General features: G+C 43.0%; 18 protein-coding genes. 6 read left to right on the forward strand and 12 right to left on the reverse strand.

What is annotated here, in order from left to right:
* Positions 1 to 65: 65 nt before the first annotated feature.
* Positions 66 to 419, reverse strand: coding sequence for a hypothetical protein (locus tag ACM0OX_RS11060; protein ID WP_414514912.1), 354 nt, complete (start codon positions 417 to 419; stop codon positions 66 to 68).
* 82 nt (positions 420 to 501) lie between these two features.
* Here ACM0OX_RS11060 and ACM0OX_RS11065 point away from each other — a divergent pair, with 82 nt between their 5' ends.
* Positions 502 to 849, forward strand: coding sequence for a hypothetical protein (locus tag ACM0OX_RS11065; RefSeq protein ID WP_289798874.1), 348 nt, complete (start codon positions 502 to 504; stop codon positions 847 to 849).
* 80 nt (positions 850 to 929) lie between these two features.
* On the opposite strand, the gene ACM0OX_RS11070 is transcribed toward ACM0OX_RS11065, so the two are convergent.
* The 6 genes from ACM0OX_RS11070 to ACM0OX_RS11095 all read right to left on the reverse strand — a co-directional run bounded on the left by ACM0OX_RS11070 (position 930) and on the right by ACM0OX_RS11095 (position 9,906).
* On the reverse strand, positions 930 to 1,418 hold the full coding sequence (locus ACM0OX_RS11070) for an FHA domain-containing protein (RefSeq protein ID WP_094352473.1): 489 nt from the start codon (positions 1,416 to 1,418) through the stop codon (positions 930 to 932).
* 198 nt (positions 1,419 to 1,616) lie between these two features.
* A complete protein-coding gene (locus ACM0OX_RS11075) occupies positions 1,617 to 4,142 on the reverse strand; it encodes a heavy metal translocating P-type ATPase (protein WP_414514913.1) in 2,526 nt (841 codons plus the stop codon).
* 196 nt (positions 4,143 to 4,338) lie between these two features.
* Positions 4,339 to 4,548 carry a hypothetical protein gene (locus ACM0OX_RS11080; RefSeq protein WP_414514914.1) on the reverse strand — a complete coding sequence of 70 codons (210 nt, stop codon included), beginning with the start codon at positions 4,546 to 4,548 and terminating at the stop codon, positions 4,339 to 4,341.
* 182 nt (positions 4,549 to 4,730) lie between these two features.
* Entirely contained in the window at positions 4,731 to 5,006 is a 276-nt protein-coding gene (locus tag ACM0OX_RS11085) for a TM2 domain-containing protein (RefSeq protein ID WP_289798872.1), read from the reverse strand.
* A 776-nt stretch (positions 5,007 to 5,782) separates the two neighbouring features.
* Positions 5,783 to 7,357 (reverse strand): lysostaphin resistance A-like protein, encoded by a 1,575-nt coding sequence (locus ACM0OX_RS11090; RefSeq protein WP_414514915.1) that lies wholly within the window; start codon positions 7,355 to 7,357, stop codon positions 5,783 to 5,785.
* Between the two features lie 620 nt (positions 7,358 to 7,977).
* Complete coding sequence (locus tag ACM0OX_RS11095) at positions 7,978 to 9,906, reverse strand: alpha-amylase family glycosyl hydrolase (RefSeq protein WP_414514916.1); 1,929 nt, start codon at positions 9,904 to 9,906, stop codon at positions 7,978 to 7,980.
* A 478-nt stretch (positions 9,907 to 10,384) separates the two neighbouring features.
* Here ACM0OX_RS11095 and ACM0OX_RS11100 point away from each other — a divergent pair, with 478 nt between their 5' ends.
* The 3 genes from ACM0OX_RS11100 (at position 10,385) to ACM0OX_RS11110 (ending at position 14,241) form a co-directional block, all read left to right on the forward strand.
* On the forward strand, positions 10,385 to 11,437 hold the full coding sequence (locus tag ACM0OX_RS11100; protein ID WP_414514917.1) for a hypothetical protein: 1,053 nt from the start codon (positions 10,385 to 10,387) through the stop codon (positions 11,435 to 11,437).
* Between the two features lie 404 nt (positions 11,438 to 11,841).
* On the forward strand, positions 11,842 to 13,656 hold the full coding sequence (locus ACM0OX_RS11105; protein WP_414514918.1) for a protein kinase domain-containing protein: 1,815 nt from the start codon (positions 11,842 to 11,844) through the stop codon (positions 13,654 to 13,656).
* Between the two features lie 366 nt (positions 13,657 to 14,022).
* Positions 14,023 to 14,241 (forward strand): hypothetical protein, encoded by a 219-nt coding sequence (locus tag ACM0OX_RS11110; protein ID WP_094352484.1) that lies wholly within the window; start codon positions 14,023 to 14,025, stop codon positions 14,239 to 14,241.
* Positions 14,242 to 14,301: 60 nt separating this feature from the next.
* On the opposite strand, the gene ribD is transcribed toward ACM0OX_RS11110, so the two are convergent.
* The 4 genes from ribD to ACM0OX_RS11130 form a co-directional block, all read right to left on the reverse strand.
* Positions 14,302 to 15,519: a bifunctional diaminohydroxyphosphoribosylaminopyrimidine deaminase/5-amino-6-(5-phosphoribosylamino)uracil reductase RibD gene (ribD, locus tag ACM0OX_RS11115; protein WP_414514919.1), complete on the reverse strand. Its 1,218-nt coding sequence runs from the start codon at positions 15,517 to 15,519 to the stop codon at positions 14,302 to 14,304.
* A 482-nt stretch (positions 15,520 to 16,001) separates the two neighbouring features.
* The gene (gene mreD, locus ACM0OX_RS11120; protein WP_414514920.1) at positions 16,002 to 16,619 is read right to left on the reverse strand and encodes a rod shape-determining protein MreD; all 618 of its coding nucleotides are present in this window, start codon (positions 16,617 to 16,619) and stop codon (positions 16,002 to 16,004) included.
* 25 nt (positions 16,620 to 16,644) lie between these two features.
* Positions 16,645 to 17,439 carry a rod shape-determining protein MreC gene (gene mreC / locus ACM0OX_RS11125; RefSeq protein WP_414514921.1) on the reverse strand — a complete coding sequence of 265 codons (795 nt, stop codon included), beginning with the start codon at positions 17,437 to 17,439 and terminating at the stop codon, positions 16,645 to 16,647.
* 100 nt (positions 17,440 to 17,539) lie between these two features.
* Positions 17,540 to 18,547, reverse strand: a complete 1,008-nt coding sequence (locus tag ACM0OX_RS11130; RefSeq protein WP_104908541.1) for a rod shape-determining protein — start codon at positions 18,545 to 18,547, stop codon at positions 17,540 to 17,542.
* Between the two features lie 373 nt (positions 18,548 to 18,920).
* Here ACM0OX_RS11130 and ACM0OX_RS11135 point away from each other — a divergent pair, with 373 nt between their 5' ends.
* On the forward strand, positions 18,921 to 19,283 hold the full coding sequence (locus ACM0OX_RS11135; protein ID WP_069071395.1) for a single-stranded DNA-binding protein: 363 nt from the start codon (positions 18,921 to 18,923) through the stop codon (positions 19,281 to 19,283).
* Between the two features lie 59 nt (positions 19,284 to 19,342).
* On the opposite strand, the gene ACM0OX_RS11140 is transcribed toward ACM0OX_RS11135, so the two are convergent.
* The gene (locus tag ACM0OX_RS11140; RefSeq protein WP_414514936.1) at positions 19,343 to 20,086 is read right to left on the reverse strand and encodes an SIMPL domain-containing protein; all 744 of its coding nucleotides are present in this window, start codon (positions 20,084 to 20,086) and stop codon (positions 19,343 to 19,345) included.
* 324 nt (positions 20,087 to 20,410) lie between these two features.
* Between ACM0OX_RS11140 and ACM0OX_RS11145 the strand changes: the two genes are divergently transcribed.
* Positions 20,411 to 21,889, forward strand: coding sequence for a cation:proton antiporter (locus ACM0OX_RS11145; RefSeq protein WP_414514922.1), 1,479 nt, complete (start codon positions 20,411 to 20,413; stop codon positions 21,887 to 21,889).
* Positions 21,890 to 22,305 lie beyond the last annotated feature (416 nt).

Below are 22,305 nucleotides of genomic sequence, written 5' to 3' on the forward strand. Positions count from 1 at the left end.
GAAGGCAGAGGAGCAGGGGAGCAGGGGAGCAGAGGAGATATGTTTTAGAATGCAAGTTAGTGTCACTATAACTTTAATGAGTCTTTGAACTCCTTTAATGAGTCTTTGAACTCCTTTAATGAGGCTTTGATACTCATTAATGAGGCTTTGATATTCATTAATGAGCCTTTGAACTCCTTTAATGAGTCTTTGATACTCATTAATGAGGCTTTGAACTCCTTTAATGAGCCTTTGAACTCCTTTAATGAGTCTTTGATACTCATTAATGAGCCTTTGAACTCCTTTAATGAGGCTTTGATACTTGCAGACGTAGCTTGGAACTTTTCCCCCTGTTCCTCTGCCCCTCTGCCCCTCTGCTCCCCTGCTCCCCTGCCCCCTGCCTCTTCATTGACTGTATATCTGGTAGTACCTGCTCTCAAAAACTTTGATTTTTTAATGACTTTATATTTAGATACTTCGGTATTATAGGATGGACGGAGTGTTGCAAGGCTTGGGGCTATTATGGCTCGCTATACCTGTTCATTTATTGTTTCTGTTCCTAGTGACCATCTGTTGCCGTTACTTGTAGAACTTCTACAGGACTGTCAGTTGGATATTCAATATCACACAGCCGAATATATTATCGGTCGTGAGGTTCCTGGAAATGTTCCTTTTCCTAAATTAATAACAGTAGAAGTACTGATTGACAAATCAAAATCTACTGAAACGGAAACTCGCATGAGTATTGTGATTAAAAATGAAGAACTACCAATTCACCTAGATAATTACTGCCGACAAATGTTTGAGTTAATCAAGCAATCTATTGAAAGTAGCCGTCATTGGCATTTGATTGAAAGTATTGCAGGATAGTTTTGGTGATTGAATTGATACTCCCACGGCTTGAAGCTGTGGAAGTGTCAGACTGTAATTGGTAGTTATAATTCACTTTTCTACTCCTCTAAATCCTCGGCCATACCGGGGTTTATTAGTGTAATATCATACTCACTCGAATCCGTTTGTCCTAAACGCTGAGTATTTCTTAAAAGGTAATAAATGGCACGTACTTGAGGCCCAAAAACGATCTCGTCTTCATTTCTGAGATCGTGGGCTGGTATCTTGCGTCCATTAATCATCAAACCGTTGGAACTAGGTTTACCTTTGGCATCGCCATCTACAATCCGGTAATAGTAGCTATGACTATTATGCTCTCGTGGCAATCTCACTAATGTGGCATGGCGGCGGGAGACAAACTGCGACATTAAACGGATATTACATTCGCGGTCTCTACCGATAGAGTAGACGGGGTGCTCCAGAGAAAATTCTTTGCGACCTTGATCGTCTTCAATAATCAGTAGATGGTTTTCATTGGTTTCGGCTGCCATTGACAAATCGGTGGAACTGTAATTGATTAAGATTTGTTTAGTATCGTATCTTGCCATTTTCGCGCACCATAAGTCTGTGGTGCTAATCTAAATAAGCTTTAAAATTGCATAATACCTTGAAAGAGTAGAACATGGCCGTTCTACTCCAGTAGCTATGATAGCTTTGGTAAGTGTCTTAAATCTGACGACTGACTCCTGAATTCTGTTTTGATAACCAATATTTGTGGTGGCAAATTGGACGTGTAAAGAAGTATTCTACACGCGATGAGCGAATCGCCGTAATAATATTGAGTTGGTGACGACGCTAACAGAGCTAAAAGCCATTAATGCAGCAGCACCAGATGGGTTAAGCACAAAACCCAGACTAGGGAATAAAACACCTGCTGCTAAAGGAATGCCAAGTGTATTATATGCAAAAGCCCAGAATAAATTTTGGCGGATTTTATTGAAGGTGGCGCGACTAAGCTGAATAGATTCGACGACATCGTTTAGGCGATCGCGCATTAAAATAATTTCAGCAGTTTCCATCGCCACATCTGTCCCGGAGTGTAAAGCAATGCCTACATCAGCTTGGGATAAAGCTGGAGCATCGTTGATTCCATCTCCTACCATTGCCACAACTGAGTGCTGAGTTAGTAGTGAGGAGTTAGGAGTTTTCTTTGCCCCCTTGTCTCCTTGTCCCCCTTGTCCCCTTGTCCCTTCTAACTGGAGTGCTTGTATTGCCGCCGCTTTTTTAGCTGGGGGAACACCTGCTATTACATCAGCACTATCTAATCCTAGTTGTTTGGCTATGGCGCTAGCTGCTTCTTTGCGATCGCCACTGAGCAACATTACCCGTAAGCCCATCTGACGCAACTTATCTACAGTGGATCGAGCATCCGATCTGAGGGTATCAGAAACACCAATTAGTCCGGCTAAAGTTCCGCCAATTGCTACACAAACGACTGTTTTACCATCTGTTGCTAAATCCTGTGCTACCTGTTGTGCGGTTTCGTTAATGGCAATGCCGTGCCAACTCAACCATTCCCAGTTACCCAACAATACAACTGTGCCCTCGACCACAGCAGATACCCCTAGTCCTGGTTCCGTGTGAAAGTCTACAGCCTCTGGAATCGATAACTGTTGCCGTTGTGCCTCTTGCTGAATCGCTTTTGCTAAGGGATGGTGAGTACCGCTTTCTACGGCTGCTGCTAGCTGTATTAGGGAGTAGTCAACCCTACTCCCTATTCCCCACTCGTTATTCCCCATTTCCTCAATTAACAGACAATCTGTGACGATGGGATTACCTGTAGTCAGAGTGCCAGTTTTATCAAATACTACGGTGTTTAACTGGTGTACTTTTTCTAAAACATCGCCACCTTTGATTAACAGACCTCGTTCTGCACCCATAGCAGTTCCCACAAGAATGGCTGTTGGTGTAGCAAGTCCCAAAGCACAGGGACAGGCGACTACCATAACTGCGATCGCTAGTTTTAAACTCACTAGGAGTGGTGAGTGCTGAGTGCTGAGTGCTGTTAGCGGTAGCGGGGCGTTTAGCCCGTGCTGGGCTTCATGTGTAGCGTGGCTCATCATTTCCATACCACCAGACATGGTGATATCAGTCCAGATGTGAGTGCCGAAAAAGTACCAAAATCCAAATGTTAAGACAGATGCTGTCAACACACCGTAGGTAAAGTAACCAGCTATTGTATCTGCTAATTTTTGTACTGGGGCTTTCCGAGTTTGTGCAGCTTCTACTAGGGCGACAATTTGAGCTAGAGTTGTATCACTTCCAATCCGGGTTGCCTGAATAGCGATCGCTCCTGACTGGTTTAGTGTCCCCCCTGTCACCATATCTCCTGGTTTCTTGATTACTGGCACTGCTTCCCCGGTTAGCATTGATTCATCAACCGTTGTTTGACCAACTACCACTTCACCATCAACGGGGATTTTATCGCCTGGTAGCACTTGTAAGCATTCACCGACACGCACCTGTTCAGCAGGAATCTCAACACTAGAAGAACCCATTCCGGCTTTCTCTGGGTTGGCAATTAATCGCGCTAGGAGTGGCTGGAGTGCTAGTAATTTCCTAAATGCAGCCGCCGCGCGACCTCTAGCTTGTTGCTCTAATGTCCTTCCTAAGAGAATAAAGCCCAGCATCATTACTGGCTCGTCAAAAAAGCACTCCCAACCCAATTGGGGAAAAAGCAACGCTACTAAACTAGCAATGTAGGCTGTCAGCGTTCCCAATCCCACTAGAGTGTTCATATTAGGCGCATTTCGTCGCCAGCCCAGCCAGCCATCTACTAAAATCGGGCGACCGGGAATTAACAGCGCTACTGTCGCCAGTCCACAGTGAAACCAGATGTTATTTAACACTGGCAGCACTGAGCTACCAAGATTACCAAAATGTCCACTTCCCGACAATATCAGCAACACCGCTGCGATCGCTAACTGCCATAGAGAAGAACGCATTTCTTGGCGTTGTCGTTCTGCTGGATCTGGTAAAGTCGATATTTCGCCCGCTACTGTGCCATTAGCTTTTCGGGGTTGAGTCGGGAATCCAACGGCTGTTAATCGCTGTGCGAGTGCATTTGCATCTATTACACCAATTTCTGATTCTACAACTGCTACCTCTGTGGCCAGGTTCACACAGGCACTCTTGACTCCTGGATGTTGTGTCAGCTGTCGCTCTACTGCGTTCACACACCCAGCACACTTCATACCCCCAACATCTAAAATAATCTTCTCTAGGATTGGGTCAGGTTCTAGGGCTGGCTTAGTTTTCGGGACAAGTTGCATGGCTTGTGTTTAGATTCGCTACAGAAATTCAACGCCTGACTAAAAGCGTCTCTAATTCGAGCGTAGGCTAAATATGGAACTATGACTCAATGTCAACCATATTAAAATTATTAATTTATCGTACTTTGTTGAGCATGAACGACTATCGCTGTACTTAATTCAACGTTCCAAGTTCCCAGATTTATCTGTAGAGTTTTTAATTTTTAATTTTTAATTCCCCTACAGGAGGTTGACATTTCCAACGTCGATAAGTCACATAAATAATCGCTGCCATCTGTATTGGCGCGATCGCAATCAGATTTTTGAAGAAATAGTTGATTTCTAAATGAGACATAACACTGAAATATCCTAAGCCTAACAAGAAGAACATTGCCCAGTTAAGCTGTTTAGGTTTGAAAATGAGCATATTAATAAAAATAAATATAGAAGGTAAAAGTGCTGTATAACTTTTGCTAAAGGTAAGGGGTGAAGCGGAAGGGAAAAAGGATGTTTCTTTAGTTTCTGCCCTTTATCCCTGCGCTTTTGCTGCAATCCTAAATTTGGCAGCAGGTATCATTCTCTGCTTCCAGTAAGAAAGCTATTCTTGCACTAGAACCAGCCTTGCTTATTCACAAAATAGGTATTTACAAATCCTTCAGGGGATTTATTTAAGTAGATCATGCCTTCAATTAGACCTACAAGTTGCATAACTAACAAAGCAACGCCGTAGGTAAAAGAACCCCCAACGACAGAAATCACTAACATGATAAAGCCTTCCGAAGCGTATCCTAGAATAAACTTATGAACCCCGAATGCTCCCAGGATAATGCCACAGTAACCAGCTAGAAGTTGTTTGGTAGGATGACTGGGGTTAAGATTTGCCATATAAGTGCTGCTCCTCGATCAGTGAGTATAAAAATAAAGTCTTTATTGTAATGGAAGCAAATACATTTACTTGCTTAATAAATAGATTTTTAATTTTTTCAGTCTGAGTAAGTCCCAAGATGAATAATTAAAATCAGCGTGCTTTTATTCCAGAGGAGACGCCAAGATGTCTTGCAGTTTAGGCCGAACTGGCGCTCCTTGATGACTTTTGCTGGATTTGACGATCGCAAACCCTGGTGCAGCAGTTTTGCAGATTTTTAGCTCAGAAATTTATCTTGAGCAGAATAAATCTTAAATAATCAGCAAAAGCTGCTACATACACCACTTTTTACAAGTCCATCAGTATTATTTCCGGATGTTTTTGCGTAGGCGTAGCCCTCGTAGACATCGCACCAATGGCAAGACAACTGCGTGGCTAGTGGGAATCTAGAAGCGCAAAAGGCATCTTCCATATCTTTCTAACCGCTTTTTAGTTACCGATCCCCACTTCCATGAGCGCAAACCGGAATTACATTCCAATTTATGACAGCTAAAAATGGTTCAAGAAGACAATTAACATCTCGAAAAATGGCTAAAATCTACCAGAATGTGAAGAAATGCTTAACTAGATAGTTTGTTGTCTATGTTAATAGCATTCTTTAATTTGCTTTTGCCATTATCGTAATTGGGTTTTCAGCTAGTATTTATGCTTATAACCAATTATTACTAGTAAATTGTCTCTACCTATGGTGATAAAATCAGATATTTTTGTTTTTGACAACAGTACTGCACTAGTATTAAGTGCTACCTAAAATAAATAAACTTAATAGCGTACCACTATTCCAAAGGCTGTGGAGGAGCATAGGAGCGAGGAGATTGCGCGATCGCGTGTAGACTACTCCCAACACAATGCCCAATGCGGTCAGGGGGAGAATTTCCGATAAGCTGAGGTGAGCGATCGCAAACAACAAACTACTGATCAGAATCGATCCCCACACGGGTAAGTAACGAGTTAGAGAGGGTAACAAAAAACCGCGAAATAGGATTTCTTCAAAAAATGGAGCTGCGATCGCAGCCGTGGAGAAAAATATACCAAGTGCGATACTATCTTGGCTTTCCAAGGCTAGTTGCAACAGAGGATTACTCCCACCCTGTCCTTGCCATAGCTGCTGATTAATCAAAGATACCACTACAACTACAGGTAAAGCCGTGCAATAGCCTCCCAGTCCCCACAAAAACCAGTTATCTTGAAAACGGAAGCGAAACCAGAATTCTGGTAGTGGAAAAAAGCGCTTGAGAGAGAAATACAGCACTAACAGCGCACCTAATGCCACCAAGAAGTAACTAACCAACACAGAAAATGCCTGAAGTCGTACATCTACAATGGGACGCGGGATGGGTAGCAGTGATATCACCAAAGGTACAAAAATTTGCCCCATGAAGAAAAAGCCGATGATAAAAACCTGCAAAACCGTTTCACCACCCCAAGGCGTTGACCAGGGGATATCAGCATTTTGAGCTAATAAAGAGGCTTTTCCTTTCAATAACCGTTGAGCAAATAATAAAATCAGCAGTATTAGACCAATTAAAGCTGCCAAAGTGGGAATAGTGCCAATAACTGCCAATTTCACCACTGCTTGCGCAGAAGATTCTTGTTGTGCGGCTTTTACTGCTGATAACGCGTCTTGTCGTTGCTGGAGTTGGTATAACTTAACCAAAGCAGTAGAGCGAAACCAACCTTCTAAATTTTTTTGAATTGGTTCTTGAGCATTTGGGAGGATACGAGGAGGATTGCTCCATAGTCCAGTCAATACAGCGGCGGTTTCCCAAACCCCTGAATTAATATCTGAGCGTTGTTGTAATTCGCTCCAAGTCTTGAAAGCTGTATCAGTCTGTCCTTGCTGTGCTTGTAAGATTCCCAAGCGCAGGTCTAATTCAGCCAGTAATTTTTGTAATTGCTTAAAAGACTGTTGTAACTGTTGCTGTCCCTGTTTAGAAGTTTTAATAGTGGGAGGAGCGTCTGGTAGAGGTTTCGGAGGTGTGGGAGTTATTTCAGCTTGAGAGCGTAATTGTGCAAGTTTGTTGTTAACTTTGTCTAAATTCGCTTGAACTGATTGACGCGCCTCCTGATACTGCTTTGTAGCGCTTTCTAGCGGTTGCTCACCAAGTATTGCTTCCCGAATCGTCTGGAGTTTGTCATCACCGCTATCTTCTGATTGCCAAGCTTGAGCTTGTAAAGCAATATTTGTTTGGTATAGTTCCAAACGACTTTGAAATTGAGGTTCTTGCCAACTGCCGAATAAAGCCGAAACTGCTAACAGAACTGCTATCGGCGTCATCACAAAAAATAAAACCAACCGCTTGAGTGTCATCTATCCCCCTTTAACTGACCAGTGGAGAGCGCGTCCCCCTTGGGAATTATCGCAATAAAAAGTCAGAGGTGGATAGATATCATCAATATTATAAGTTTGCGATGCCTGTGGTTTTTGCTAGCCTATGCACCCACCAGTTAAATTACAGTAGCGTTTCCCCACCTTGAGGAAGCTGATAATCTTTGTTTTGAGCGATGAATCACTCACTACGAACTAGGAAGTCCTGATTGTAGAGTGTCGTTTTACTCATCAACAGTTACCCCTTTGTTTTCAGCAACATTTTGCTTATTTTTGCTCAATGCAGTGTTTTACTAGACATTTTACAAACAGAGTAGGGCGAAAGCGCTGACTACAAACCTTTAATTATTGCTGCTGTCCTATTTAATCCTCCAAAAGGAATCTAGCAATTACTCCTTTGATTAATTTCAAATTGTGTATTTTTTAGTACTCAAAATTTATTAGGACTTACGCAAGAGCTTTCTGAAACTCTTATTTCTCCGTGTCCTCTGCGCCCTCTGTGGTTCGTTTTTTCATGATTTTGCGTAAGTCCTGTTTATAAATAATGAAGAGTGAAGAATCAAAATTTTAATCCTTGACTCTTCACTCTTCATTCTATATTTTTACGATTCTCTTCCCGATGCCCAGGTATCACGCCATTTGACAGTACCTTCTTTTGCAATCACCCAGCGGCGATTTACGAGATTTTCGCGCAGAGGCGATCGCCCTTCCCGCCACATGGCATATTTATAAGCAATTAGCTTACCAGCACTTTCATCAAAGGGAATCTCGGCAAACCAAGTATTAGTGTTGATATACTCTAAGGGATAGGCTTTGCTGATATCCCAGTTACCTAACTCTGGGCAATCTCCTGTCACCACAATGGTTTCACCAGGTTGGGTTTCAACGCCATTGAGTTGGACGCGGACAATTGTTTGTGCTTTTATCCGTTCGCCAACGTGGCTGAAAACAATCACTCCCCTTTCTTCTAGTACTAGATCGTAAATCTTGCCATCTTTCACCTCATACTTGTTGCGAGTCACCACGCAGGTATGTTCGCCATCGGGTAATTCTGTTTCTACTTCTGGGAGTGTAACTTCTCCTCCTCGGTTTAAAGCTACAAAACACGCAGAGTCACGATAGCGGCGTACATAGCAATAAACATCCGGTGTTAAGTATTTTTGCCAGTGGCTACCCATTGACACGGCTGGATTCAGTCGTCGTAAGCCAGACAGCAGCCTAATGCAACGATAAATCTCACTCTCAGTATCCCAATTTTCCATCATTGGGCGGTTGTACGGGTCGTTGCCGCCATCAGTGTCGTTATGCAGATACTGTTCTGTGCCGTAATATATGCAGGGAATGCCGCGACAGGTCATAATTAAGGCGATCGCAACCTTCAACATCGCTGGATCGGGATTCAGCGATTGGAAACGGCACATATCATGGTTATCAATGAAGGTAACTAGCTCTGTTGCTCCGTTGTAGCGATGATCTTGGTCAAAAATGTATTGAATTGTTTGGAATCCCATTTCTGAACCTTGCCCTAATGCGGCTCGAATTGCCACGCACAAGCCAAAGTCTAGAAGTGTCATGCCTGAGTGATTGGCAAATTCCACTGAGCGATCGTCACTCGGATTACTATAAATCCATTCACCAAAAATGAATACATCTGGTTTGTGATTGGTCATCTCGCCAGTGAATTCTTGCCAAAACCAGATCGGCATGTGCTTGACAGTATCCACCCGCAGTGCATCCACACCCCGGTCTAACCATTGTTTAATTGCTGACTTAATATACTCCCGATATTCAGTATTGTTTTCATTAAAGGTTGCCAGACCAGCTAGTTCACAGTTTTGTACTTGCCAATCATCTTCCCAATTTTGCACTTCGCCATAGTGGTGATACCAATGATTGACATCATCATTGAAATCAGCAATTTTGATACCATCATCATACAATTCACCTTTACTACCGCTAGTATCAGGTGTGCTATGGTTGCAGACAATATCCAGCACTAGCTTCATATTGCGCTTGTGCATTTCTGTAATTAATCGATCGAAGGTTGTATTTTTTTCTTCTTGAGTAGCGTTTAAAGAAGGGTTCTCTCCCTCCGCAATGTATCGAGGATTAAGCCGTTTAAAGTCTTTTGTCCAATAGCCATGTATTGCTGCATTGCCAACAAATAACTCTTCAACCTGCTCGAACAGTGGAGTTAGCCAAAGAGCGGTAACTCCCATATTTTTGAGATAATCTAATTTATCGATGACACCTTGCAAGTCGCCACCCCAGTACTTACCCCAATCCTGTCTGGTTGGATCGTACAGTTCTGAGTTTGCACCTTCGCTGTTATCTGGATCGCCATCATAAAAGCGATCGACTACGAGAAAATAAATTGTTTCCTGACGAAATTCAATATCTCTGGTGTAAAGGAACTCTAGAGCAATCTCAATATCTAACTGCTGTTCTTGTATAAGAGCTTCTACATTTTCCTTTGCAGGATCTACTTTATATTGATCTGGTGAAAACTGGGATGGTGGGGTTTGTACCATAAAAAACTCAAAATTTCATCTAATTCACACTTGCAGAACCAACAGTACAATGTTTTGAGTATTGTGTGTCACTACAAACTTCGGTATTGTGACATCCTGCCCACGATATAGGTATCTATCGCTAGCTAGTTTATAATTCTATCGGTAGATATAATTCATCTGCTAGAGGATAAATATAGAAAGCTATAGCAGTTATTTACTATAATTGCTCGGTCACAAAAATTTACAATATTTAATTCAGTTTACTTGCGGTAAATATTGAGCCTAGCTCGTGTTTAAGTGTATATTTAACAACAAATTTTAAAACACCTCAACTCCGGTAAAATCTTTTGTAAATAAGGTTTTGTTACACCTGAGCAATACTGAGCAAACTATGTATAAGCCAACTTTTTCTCTAGAAGATTCGCTCCATTGGTAAACTGACCATTGTCACTTTCAATCTGTTATTACTATCAAGGAATTAATTTAGGTAGCAATTATGACCAAATATGACAAGGTTTTTAACTCACCAAAGACATCAGAGGAATCACTAAGTCCAGAGGAAGCAGTGGCGGCGATCGCAACTGTGACTGCGATCGCAGATTCATTTATTGAAGAGGTAGATGCCGAAAGTTTAGCGGGTATCCTTTGGGAATTCGAGGTTTTCGAGGAATACTCAGAAGATGAAATTGCAGAAATAGTTGATAGACTCATCTCCATTGCCGAAGAAGAGGGAATTGGCCCCCTGTTTAATGCCGCCAAAGTATCTCTCTCAGATGAATTAGTGCTAGATGGTTTTGCTGCTGGGGTAATAGTGCTTTTAGACGATGACCTCGCCATCCCCAAACCGAAACAAATCTACCTGAAAAAGCTACAAGCAGCTTTAGAACTTGAGGATGAAGAAGCAGAAGAAATTATCAAGGAGGTAATCGCAGCCTTTAAAGAAGCAGAAGATGAAGAATATGCAGACGACGATGATGATGAAACAGTGGTCATCGAAGATTTTAGCGAACAGACATATCAATCTCCTTTAGGTAATTTTACCGTACCGATTCCGGTTGAACCGCAGCAGGGTGGTAGAATTCAAAGCCAAGAAGGAGTAGTTGGCTTTTCTGATGACATCGGTACTTTACTGAGAATCGATTATTATCCTTTCCCCCTAGAACAGTTAGAGGAATTGGAGTCTGTTGGACAAGAAGAATATTTACAAACAATTTTAGTAGACAAGTATGTACCCCAAGCAATTTTTGCCAATGTACCAGATGCTTCTGTGGAATATACCGAATATCTGGAAAATACTTTGCGAGGTGCTTACTACGTGTTAATTGATATGCCCAAAGGTTCCACAATTTCTAAGCAAGAAAATAATGGAACTGCAATCAGATTAGATGCATACCGAGGATTGCTCACCTTTATCAGTGGGGAATTTTTGTATATAGTTAGTAGTCAGCACAGCTTTGTTAACGGCGAAACTCCCGATTCTGTTGAAGAAGAGGCTGAAGACATCAAAGAAAGTATTTTAGAGTTTGTTGAGACTATAGAGTTCGCTTAGTACAGTATTTCATTCATTCATAGCGAAGTAAATTTGGCAGGATTCTGCGATACCAATGCATCGGCTTGCATTAGATACAGCAGAATTCAGAATTCAGGAGTCAGAATGGGCTACGCCCCGCTGCGCTAACAGAAGTAAAACAGGCTTTGTACCTGGCTTTAAGACTTAGTTTGTGTACTTCACTAACTTGAAATCCACTGTATGTGCTGAAAAAGAATGAGGAGACGTAGCACTACTACGTCTCTACAATGATTCTGGATAACGCATATTTAATTTCGCCAGAGTATATTCGCCCTGGCTTCGCTTATGTGATGTACATTTGGAAAGGGCGATGTCTGACGACAAGTTCGGAGAAGACAAGAAATCTCCGGCTCCGCACTGGGTGTCTACGCTTATAATTTTTCATGACAATAACCCTGCTGAACAATCGCTATCAAGTTATCCAGGTAATCGGCGCTGGTGGGTTTGGCGAAACCTTTCTAGCAGAAGATGTCCATATGCCTTCTCGCCGTCGCTGTGTAATCAAGCAACTAAAACCAATAACTAATAATGACCCGCAAACCTACCAACTTATCCAACAACGGTTTGAACGGGAAGCCGCAACCTTGGAGTATTTGGGTGAAAGTAGTCACCAAATTCCCAAACTCTACGCCTACTTTTCTGAGAATGGACAATTTTATCTCGTCCAAGAATGGATTCACGGTCAAACACTGACAAAAATTGTCGAAGCTAAAGGATTTGAGAGTGAAACTGCTGTTCGACAAATTCTCTTGAGTCTGCTTTCAGTTTTAGATTATGTTCATAGCAAAGGCATTATTCACCGAGATATCAAGCCAGATAACATTATTCTGCGTTCTGTTGATAACGAGCCAGTTGTAATTGATTTTGGTGCAGTCAAAGAAACAATCCGTTCAGTGGTGAATTCTCCAGGATACCCCACGCGATCGCTTGTTATTGGTACGCCTGGATATATGCCTAGCGAACAAGCCGTTGGCCGCCCAGTTTACGCCACTGATATTTACAGTTTAGGTTTAACGGCAATTTATCTGTTGACTGGCAAACACCCGCAAGAACTAGTAACCGATCTAAAAACTGGGGAAATACTTTGGCAGCAACACGCCCCTAACGTTTCTTCGCAATTGGCGGCGGTACTTAATCAGGCAATTAAGCCTCATGCTGGCGATCGCTACAGTACTGCCAGTAAGATGCTATATGCCTTGCAGTCTGCTACTAATATACCTACTGAGTTAACTACAAATACTCCTACAGTTAGTTTTTCTCCCAATGCATCGACTCGACAAACTCAGCCATTACATTCTCCGCAAAACAATTCTGCGATTCCAGGATCTTCGACTCCTAGAAACTGGCAAAAATCTGCCGTGATTATTGGTAGTTTACTCATCGGTGGGTTGATTGGTGCAGTAGCAATTCCTAGCATCATTCGTCAGCAACAACCAGAAACAACCGTTGGCACAAGTCCCACGCCATCGCCAGAATCTTTTCCCACTCCTGCATCTACCGAACCGCCCGTTTCCTCCCAAACTTCTCCAGTTCCAGTTATCCCTAGCTCACCACCAAAACGGCGGCCAACCTCTAATTCCCCAGTTGTACCCATACCACAGCCAGAAAAAGAGCCTATAACTTCAGAGACTCCAGCGCCCGTAGTAACATCCACGCCACAGCCAGAACCAGAAAATGAGGCAAGTGCAGTTCCCACACCAGAAGCGCGTTCTACACCACAAAACAAGCCGCGCAGTAAATTAGCTGCCACTGCCAGCAGACAAAGCGTTCCCGCATTCCCTACAGGTACAACAAGAAACATTGTAGAAGCTACCCTCGGCAAACCAAATCAAGATTTAAGAGGCGCATGGGGCAAGACTCGTGCTGTCGTTTACAAACTAGTGCCAAACAAAATTGACCTTGGCTACTTATTCGATCGTAATTCTGAAACGCTGCGTCAAACTGAAGTATCTTTTGCCCAATCGGTAGACCCAGAAGTAATGGAGACTACCTTGAATGGAATGTTAGCAGGGCAAGCCACTGAAGAAATTAAGCAGGGACTCAAACAGGTACAACAGCGCCAATCTGATAATTTTAGTTTTAAAAATGGCTCAGTTAAAGGTCAGATTATCCGCCAACAATGTGATTTTATTTACATCAGCATTTGGGATGCAGATTTACATGATTTTGTAGATCCATCTACAGCTAAACAGTGTTAACTTTCTGGCAAACACCATTCTCAAAAGTTAAATTTTTGTATCCTACAAGACAGACTCAGTATTCAACATAGTGATTTAAAAACTGACTTTATTCGGCTACAATCAAGATAATTTCAGTCTTCCCAAACACAAAAACCCAATTTTTAGAATTAGTGCATTTGTTCGCTAGATTTTGCAACTAAATCCATAAAAATCTGTATTTCCCATTCCCCATCTTTATTTTCAATTCTTAATCTTCATAAAGTTATAAATACCATTATTAAGTTTTTAATAATACTTGTCTCAGCTTCTACATTCATGTCGTAAAGTTCGATTGGAATTGTGTAATCTGAAGACAGCAAAGCTAAATTATTCAATTGAGGTCTGATGACTCCTACAATCATGCGTCAGCTTTGGTCAGTGGTTGAAACCGCTCAAGCCAAGCTACTTTTACAACTGGATGATGCTACCTTGGTGCAGTGGTTAGTGAAACAAACCGAAACGCAAGTGTTGTTAGATTCTAACGAAACTGATTTTCTTAGCCACTACATTCAATCTCGACTAGCCCTTATACGCGATCTTGCCCATGAACGCCAGTGTTCATGATGCCTACGGCGGGCTACGCCAACGCCAAATCAAGATAAATAGATTGAACATCAAACGTTATTACTGTTGACTATTAGCTTTTTGGGACAAATAACCTTCCACTAAGCAGTCAGAGCCTACTACACGCCAACGAACACGTTCTAAAGACAACGCCTCAGTCATGGTAGTAAAACCTAAATCGCCCACTGGTGTGGGAGCAATACTACCACCAATGATTTTTGGGGCAATAAATGCTAAAACTTTTTGCACTGCTCCTTGAGCAATCGCACTAGCAGCTAAAGTACCACCACACTCCCACAGCACGCTACAAAAACCTCGTTCATATAAGTACGCCATTGCCTTATCCGGTGTCAGTGATGCTAATTCCACTACCTCCACACCCTGTTTGAGCAACAGTTCTTGAAAACCGGGGTTAGCACCCTTCTGTGTCAACACCAAAGTTGGAGCATCCGCAGTTTGCCACAGATGGGCACTTGTCGGTAAGTTGAGATGGCGACTCATCACCACCCGCAGGGGATTATGTGCGCCTACCTGATGGCTGGTTAAATAAGGATTATCTTGTCGGACTGTATTACCGCCGACAATTATGGCATCACAAGCCGCCCGCACTAGATGTACTTCACTGCGGGCTTCTTGACTTGTCACCCAAGCGCTATGACCAGAGGTAGTAGCAATTTTGCCATCTAAAGTCATGGCATATTTTAAAATTCCCATAGGTCGCTTATAGAGAATGCGATGCACAAAAGCTTCATTTAGCTGACGGCAGGCTTCCTCTTCCACTCCTACCAACACTTCAATCCCCGCCGCTCGTAAACGGGCGATGCCACCTCCAGCTACCAGCGGATTGGGATCAACCATACCCACCACTACTTTTGCCACTCCTGCTTCGATCAATCCTTCCGAACAAGGGGGAGTACGCCCATAATGATTGCAAGGTTCGAGTGACACATAGATTGTTGCACCACGAGAGCGATCGCCTGCTGCTTTTAAGGCAAACACTTCTGCATGAGGCTCACCTGCGCGAGGATGAAATCCTTCGCCAACAATCTCGCCATCCTTGACAATCACCGCTCCCACTAACGGATTGGGCGAAGTCCGCCCTAAAGCGCGACGGGCAAGTTCCAAACATCGCAGCATCATGCGAGAGTCAAAGTCAGTTCCTACCTTTGGCTTCGGTGGTGAATTCGAGCCAGCTGCTGACTCCACTATTGGTGTATTTTTCTGAGTGTAATTTGGTAAGGATGCATCTGCTTGAGCGACCACTGGGGAATTATCCATAATTTTAGGCAACACTGTAAATATTCTGCACGCGATCGCGCAGCCTCTCCACAAGAGAATCGCGCTTTGCTCCTGATAATTAAACAGTAGACCTCTTGCAAAAGTCCCTAACACCCCACCCCCAACCCCTCCCCGCTTGCGGGGAGGGGAGACAAAGCGTAGCTTTGGCGGGGTGGGGTTCTTTCTTATTTTTGATTTATGCAAGAGGTCTAGTAATATCTAGGCGCTATTATTGGCTGTCTCAACTTACATGAGTCTGTAATATTCACACTTACAGTTCACTGTAGCTTGAATCCATATTGCCAGAGGTTGCCCAAATTCCATAAAGATTTAGGTTACAGGGTACAAAAGATAATTTTCTTTACTGTCACCTGTAACCTATTCCCGTCTCTACTCCTAAATTCTTGTACAGGCGCGATTAATCCTGTCTCTACTCCTAATTCTTGTACAGACGCAATTAATCGCGTCTCTAACTCCCTTTACTATTGCTCCAACAATTTCATCCGCTGCCACCAAAGATTCAATGGATAATAGACGACAGGTGCCCACAGACTACTCAGAATGGCAGAGGCAAGAGCGACGCGCTGATAATATGTCCAAATATCTGTCACCTTGCGCTCATTGCCCAGCAAAGTTAATTGCAACCCAAAGATAGTTTCTGCCAAAACTGCCAAAACAAAGACAATTACAGCAATCGAAATAAAATCTTCTTCGATAAAACGCTGTTTCTGGAGCAGACCAGTTAAAGCCCCCACTATACCTAAACTGATGGCATGAGTCGGGCTAGGTGATGTCATCGAATCTTGAAGTAGCCCCAGAACTATACCTGCCAATGCTCCGGCAAACACTGTGCGCTTCACACTCCAAGCTACCACCCAAATTAATAGCCAGTTAGGGCCAATTCCCAACAATTCCATACCTGGGAATCGGGTTGGTAATAATAGCAAACATAACAGTACAGAAGTAGCCGTCACTATCCAGCCCAACAACTGACGTATACCGGGATGCCAACGAGCAAGCGGCTGGATTCGGAATTTCGATTTTCGCTCTGACGATTTTGGCTTTTTCTGCCTGCTACCACCAAATGCAGGAATCTTCATTTTTCTATGGATTTTTTCAAAGAATTTACTTAGACTTTTGCGGCACTTGATTTGCCGACTCTTGGTTTTCTGGCTTGGGATAAACAGCTACCCAATCGAGAGAGCGGATTGGCGGAAAAAGCTCAATTTTCGCCACTGATGCCGGAAGTTTCTTTAAATCTAGCGACTTAATTCGTCCTACTGCCAAACCGGATGGAAATTTCTGACTGTAAGTAGATGTGGAAACTAAATCTCCTACTTTCACATTTGGAACTTTTTCATAAAACTCCAATACAGCTTCAGCAGAAGAATCTCCTCGCAAAACGCCTTTAGCTGCTGTGCGGCTAACCGATACACCTACTTGACTCTTGAGGTCACTGATTAACAACACGCGGCTAGTATTGGGAGTTACACTCTCCACCAAACCCACCAATCCGCCTTCTGCCTTGACTACGAAGCCTTCCTGAATCCCTGCATTCGCACCGCGATTCAGCGTAACTTGTTGCCACCATTGGTCAGCACTACGTCCTACCACCCGTGCTGGAATTGGTCGTGATGCCAATGGCTCTTTTTCCACATAGCCTAATAAATCTTGTAACTTTGTCTTTTGACTTTCCAAATCTACTATACGGGTTTGCAATTCCATCATCCGGGCATCTCTGAGACGTTCTTCTGGAGTTGGCCCTGACTGCAACATCTCTAATGGACGGGTAATTGCCTGGTATGTCTCAAGCACTAGCTCACCTTGAGTCTGTCGCAAGATCCAAGCACTACCAAGTACTAAAGCTAACAACCCTATTTGCAACCCTTTACGATCCCACCAACGCCGTATTGTCACCATATATACCTTTATGTACTTATATAAATTAAGTTCTACTTGGATTCTATTTATATAGAACCCAAATAGAACTCAAATAGAACTCAATTCTGATATTTTTTTGCTACATATTGCGAGAGCTTTCGGTAACAACTCGTTCCAACTGTTTAAAGTTTTCTAACACACGACCTGTTCCCAGTACAACACAGCTCAAAGGATCGGCAGCAATATGGGTAATAATCCCTGTTTCATGGCTAATGAGGGTATCTATGCCTTTGAGCAAAGCACCGCCACCAGCTAACATAATACCTCTGTCAATAATGTCTGCTGCCAGTTCTGGCGGTGTGCGTTCTAGTGTCCGCTTCACAGCTTCGATAATTACTGATAGCGGTTCCAACATACTTTCACGGATTTCTGGCCCTTTGATTGTTACAGTTCGCGGTAGACCAGAAAGCAGGTGTAAGCCTCGAACTTCCATCATGGCGTCATTATCATCATTAGTCGGATAGGCAGAACCCATCCGAATCTTGATTTCCTCGGCAGTACGTTCACCAATGACTAAATTATGAACTTTCTTAATATACTGAACGATCGCATCAGTCAGTTCATCTCCAGCAATACGTACTGATTCGCTGATTACCGTACCTTGAAGACTCAGCACTGCAACTTCTGTTGTCCCACCACCAATATCGATGATCATGTTGCCTGTAGCTTCGGCAACAGGTAGTCCTGCACCAATGGCCGCAGCTACAGGCTCATCAATTAAATAAACTTTTCTAGCTCCTGCTTGGTGAGCTGCATCCATCACCGCTCGTCTTTCTACTCCTGTGACACCACTGGGAATACCAATGACGATTCGGGGTAAAATCAAAGATTTACCTTCATTTACACGCTGAATAAAGCTTTTCAGCATCAGCTCGGCGATCTCAAAGTCAGCGATTACACCATCCCGCAAAGGGCGGAGGGCAATCACGTTTCCCGGTGTGCGACCGAGCATTTTTTTGGCTTCTTCTCCTACTGCTAGTGCAACCTTTTCGTTGACATCGATAGCAACTACAGAAGGTTCTTGTAGTACAATACCTTTACCAGATACATAAACCAGGGTGTTCGCGGTACCGAGGTCGATACCCATATCCCATGAAGTGCGAAAGTTTCTAAAAATACCCACGCGTCTGTAAGCCCCCTATGTGCGATACTTTTTGACTACAACGGTAATAGTTAATTGTGCCGGATTTGATAAAGTTCTTATCCTGAGTTGAGTCAGTTAGACTATATTTTTATATGATTCCCAGGAATATTTAGTATGTCTCAATCCCCGTACTTTTTGATATTCTCTGGTTAGATTAGTATATCCGTATATTTTTCTGTGTTTCTCCAAATAGTGTGTATAAATTTTCAAGTCAATTATATTGTTAACTGTTTAACACATTATTTTCAAGTCTTTCACAATTCGCTATGATGAAAGTCGAAATTGTTAAGTACGTTTGTACTGAAAGGGAAGGCACATGAGTATTAATATTGTCACTCTTGTTGGTCGTGTAGGTGGCGACCCTGATATAAAATATTTTGAATCTGGTAGTGTGAAGTGTAGATTGACACTCGCGGTAAAAAGGCGATCGCGCAACAGCGATGAACCTGACTGGTTCACGCTGGAGTTATGGGATAAGACGGCTGAGGTAGCAGGTAATTATGTCCGTAAGGGAAGCTTAATCGGCATAAAAGGTTCCTTAAAGTTTGACACATGGAGCGATCGCCAAACAGGAGCAAACCGTTCTACACCAATTATTAGAGTAGATCAACTAGATTTATTAGGCTCTAAGCGAGATGGAGAAGGCGGTACAGGAGATATGTCTTCAGAACATTTTTAATTGGGTATTGATTATTAGTCCTTTGCCTTTACAAATGACAAAGGACAAAGGACAAATGACTAATAACTAATTTGCAGCGTCACCGATGCTTCTACTTGCTGTTCGCCACCAACAATCGGGGTGGAAGCATCAGCTGATTTCGCAGCCTCAGCCCGCAAAAACATTGGTGGTGGTGGAGGCGCACTGGCATTATTAACTTGAATGCTGACTATTTCTTTGGATTTAAAACCCAAGGCACTAAAAACGGCATCAGCTTGCTGCCGCGCGTCTTGAGTAGCTTCTTTTAATGCTTGCTTTTGAGCCGCTGCGATCGCTTCATCATTCGCAACAAAACTAATGCCGTTAATTTGTGTTGCACCGGCTTTAACTGCATCATCCAATAATGTTCCAGCTTGTTCAACAGGAATACTAAAACTCACAGTGTTAGTGGCAGCATAGCCTGTAATCCGCTGGACATTATTGGTGTAGCTGTAAACCGGATTGAGACGAATACCGGTAGTTTGTAATTTTTCAACATTTTTGCTCTTGAGAAACGCAACTACCGCCGATGATCTCTGAGCGGCTTCTTGCTGTACCTCTTGGGCTGTTTTCCCTTGAATCTCGACTCCTAAATTTACTTGTGCCAGAGTTGTCGGAATTGTTTCTACTCCACGACCACTGACACTAAGGGTTCGCCACAATTTATCTTTTTCTTGTGCGAATGCAGGTAGTACAAAAGTTGCACATACAAGCATTGCTAAAGGCAGTATTTTCCACAAGTTTCCCGCTGGAAATTGAGAACCGGGTAAAGCGGATCTAGTCATCATATTTGCACTCCTCAAAGTATCCACAGATGTTTTAAATAAAGGTATGTAGCAATCTTCTGGTGGTCGTTGAGAGCCAACAGCCACCATCAGTTTTTCACAACTCAAGTGCGATCGCTAGATACGATTTGTATGTTCTTACTTTGACACTGCGATCGTCAAAAGCTGAAATGGTTACATTTTTTGAAACTAAAAAAATTACACTAGTACTGATAGCGTAAATGAAACGTTTACGCCGTATTCCTTTTGAATTCGGACTGCTTCACCATAGGATGTTTTTCAGAAACGCGTCAGAATCAAAGAGAAGGATTTTCAGAGAACCTAATGCATTTGTTAGATCCAATCAACTTCTCTTTTCCTCTGCTGGCCAGCGCAACACAAGCCGCAGACAGTTCAATGGTAGTCGAAGCAGTACTACTAAGCTTAGTAGTCGTTTATCTCGCCAGCAAAGTTGGTGGAGAGTTATCAAACCAAGTGGGTTTGCCGCCTGTTTTAGGTGAACTCGTTGGCGGTGTAGTAGTTGGCATCTCTGTTTTCCACCTTTTGGTATTTCCAGAAGGCGGCACAGACAGTTCTAACTCTTTGATTATGTCCTTCCTTCAAACTACTGCTGGTTTAACGCCTGAAGCCACTCCAGCAGTGTTTGCAGCCCAGTCCGAGGTCATTTCCGTTCTGGCAGAATTGGGTGTGATTATTCTGCTGTTTGAAATCGGCTTGGAGTCGAATTTAAAAGATTTAATGGCAGTTGGTATCCAAGCCACCGTCGTAGCAATAGTGGGGGTAGTAGTACCCTTTGCGGCTGGGACTGTGGGACTGATGACTTTGTTTGGGATTGGGGCTGTACCCGCAATTTTTGCAGGGGCGGCTTTGACTGCTACTAGTATTGGTATTACTTCCAAAGTGCTGTCAGAATTGGGGCGACTCAATTCTAAAGAAGGGCAGATTATTTTGGGTGCTGCTGTCATTGATGACGTACTAGGCATCATCGTTCTAGCGGTAGTTGCCAGTTTAGCTAAAGACGGCGTGGTGGATGTTAGTAAAGTCATTTATTTGATTATCAGCGCCACTGGTTTTATTTTGGGAGCAATCCTACTAGGCAATGTTTTCAATAAGTCCTTTGTAGCGATCGCCGATCAACTCAAAACACGCGGCGGACTAGTAATTCCAGCATTCGTCTTCGCCTTTGCTATGGCATACCTTGCCGCCGTCATCCACTTAGAAGCAATTCTGGGAGCTTTTGCGGCGGGTTTAGTTTTAGAAGAGACAGATAAGCGTAAAGAACTGCAAAAGCAAGTCTGTCCCATTGCTGATATGTTAGTGCCAATTTTCTTTGTGACTGTTGGCGCAAAAACCGATTTAGGAGTGTTAAACCCAGCAATTCCCGACAATCGGGAAGGTCTAATTATGGCAACTTTCCTGATTACAGTAGCCATTCTCGGTAAAGTTATCACAGGCTTAAGCGTGTTTGGTCAACCGGAAATCAACCGTTTAGCGATCGGTGTGGGGATGATTCCTAGAGGCGAGGTTGGACTAGTATTTGCTGGTGTTGGCGCTGCCAGTGGCGCTCTCTCGAAACCATTAGGAGCAGCAATTATCATGATGGTTATCTTGACAACCTTTTTAGCTCCTCCGTTGTTACGATTTGTGTTTCCAGATCCAAAAACTGTGGACGGAAGCTCAGAGCAACTAATTTTAGACGGTTCCTCTGGGACTTCGTTGGTAATTGAACCACCTCAGTCAAGGGTGCCAGCATCAAATGACAGCAGCAATTTGGGAGTAACTCCAGATTCTGGCGATCGTTAATTATTAAGAATGGGGAATGAGGAATGGGGAATGGAGCATTGGGAAGAGAGAAGGAAGAAACTTGTTCAATATAATCTCCTCTGCCCCCTCTGCCCCCCTGCTCCCCTGCCCCTCTGCCCCAATTGCGCAGTGGAAACTTCTATCCTCAAATCTCCGTCCCGTGTGATTGTAGAATAATCATTTGTTTATAATTTCTACCAGCCTTCAGAATGTTACTTAATTTCTAGTCTCCCTCGGCTTGTGAGCCTTTATCTGAATATTTTCCAGATAATCGGGGAGTAACACTCATAAATCTTGCTAGATCGTTTGACAGTAATGGGAATTATTTACTCAGTGCATCGATGGCAACAAAGAACAAACACTTATCAGTAAACAGCTATCAATTATCAGTTTTCTAGCTTTATTGGGAGTCAAAG

This window comes from Nostoc sp. PCC 9305, from assembly GCF_963920915.1.
Taxonomy (GTDB): domain Bacteria; phylum Cyanobacteriota; class Cyanobacteriia; order Cyanobacteriales; family Nostocaceae; genus Nostoc.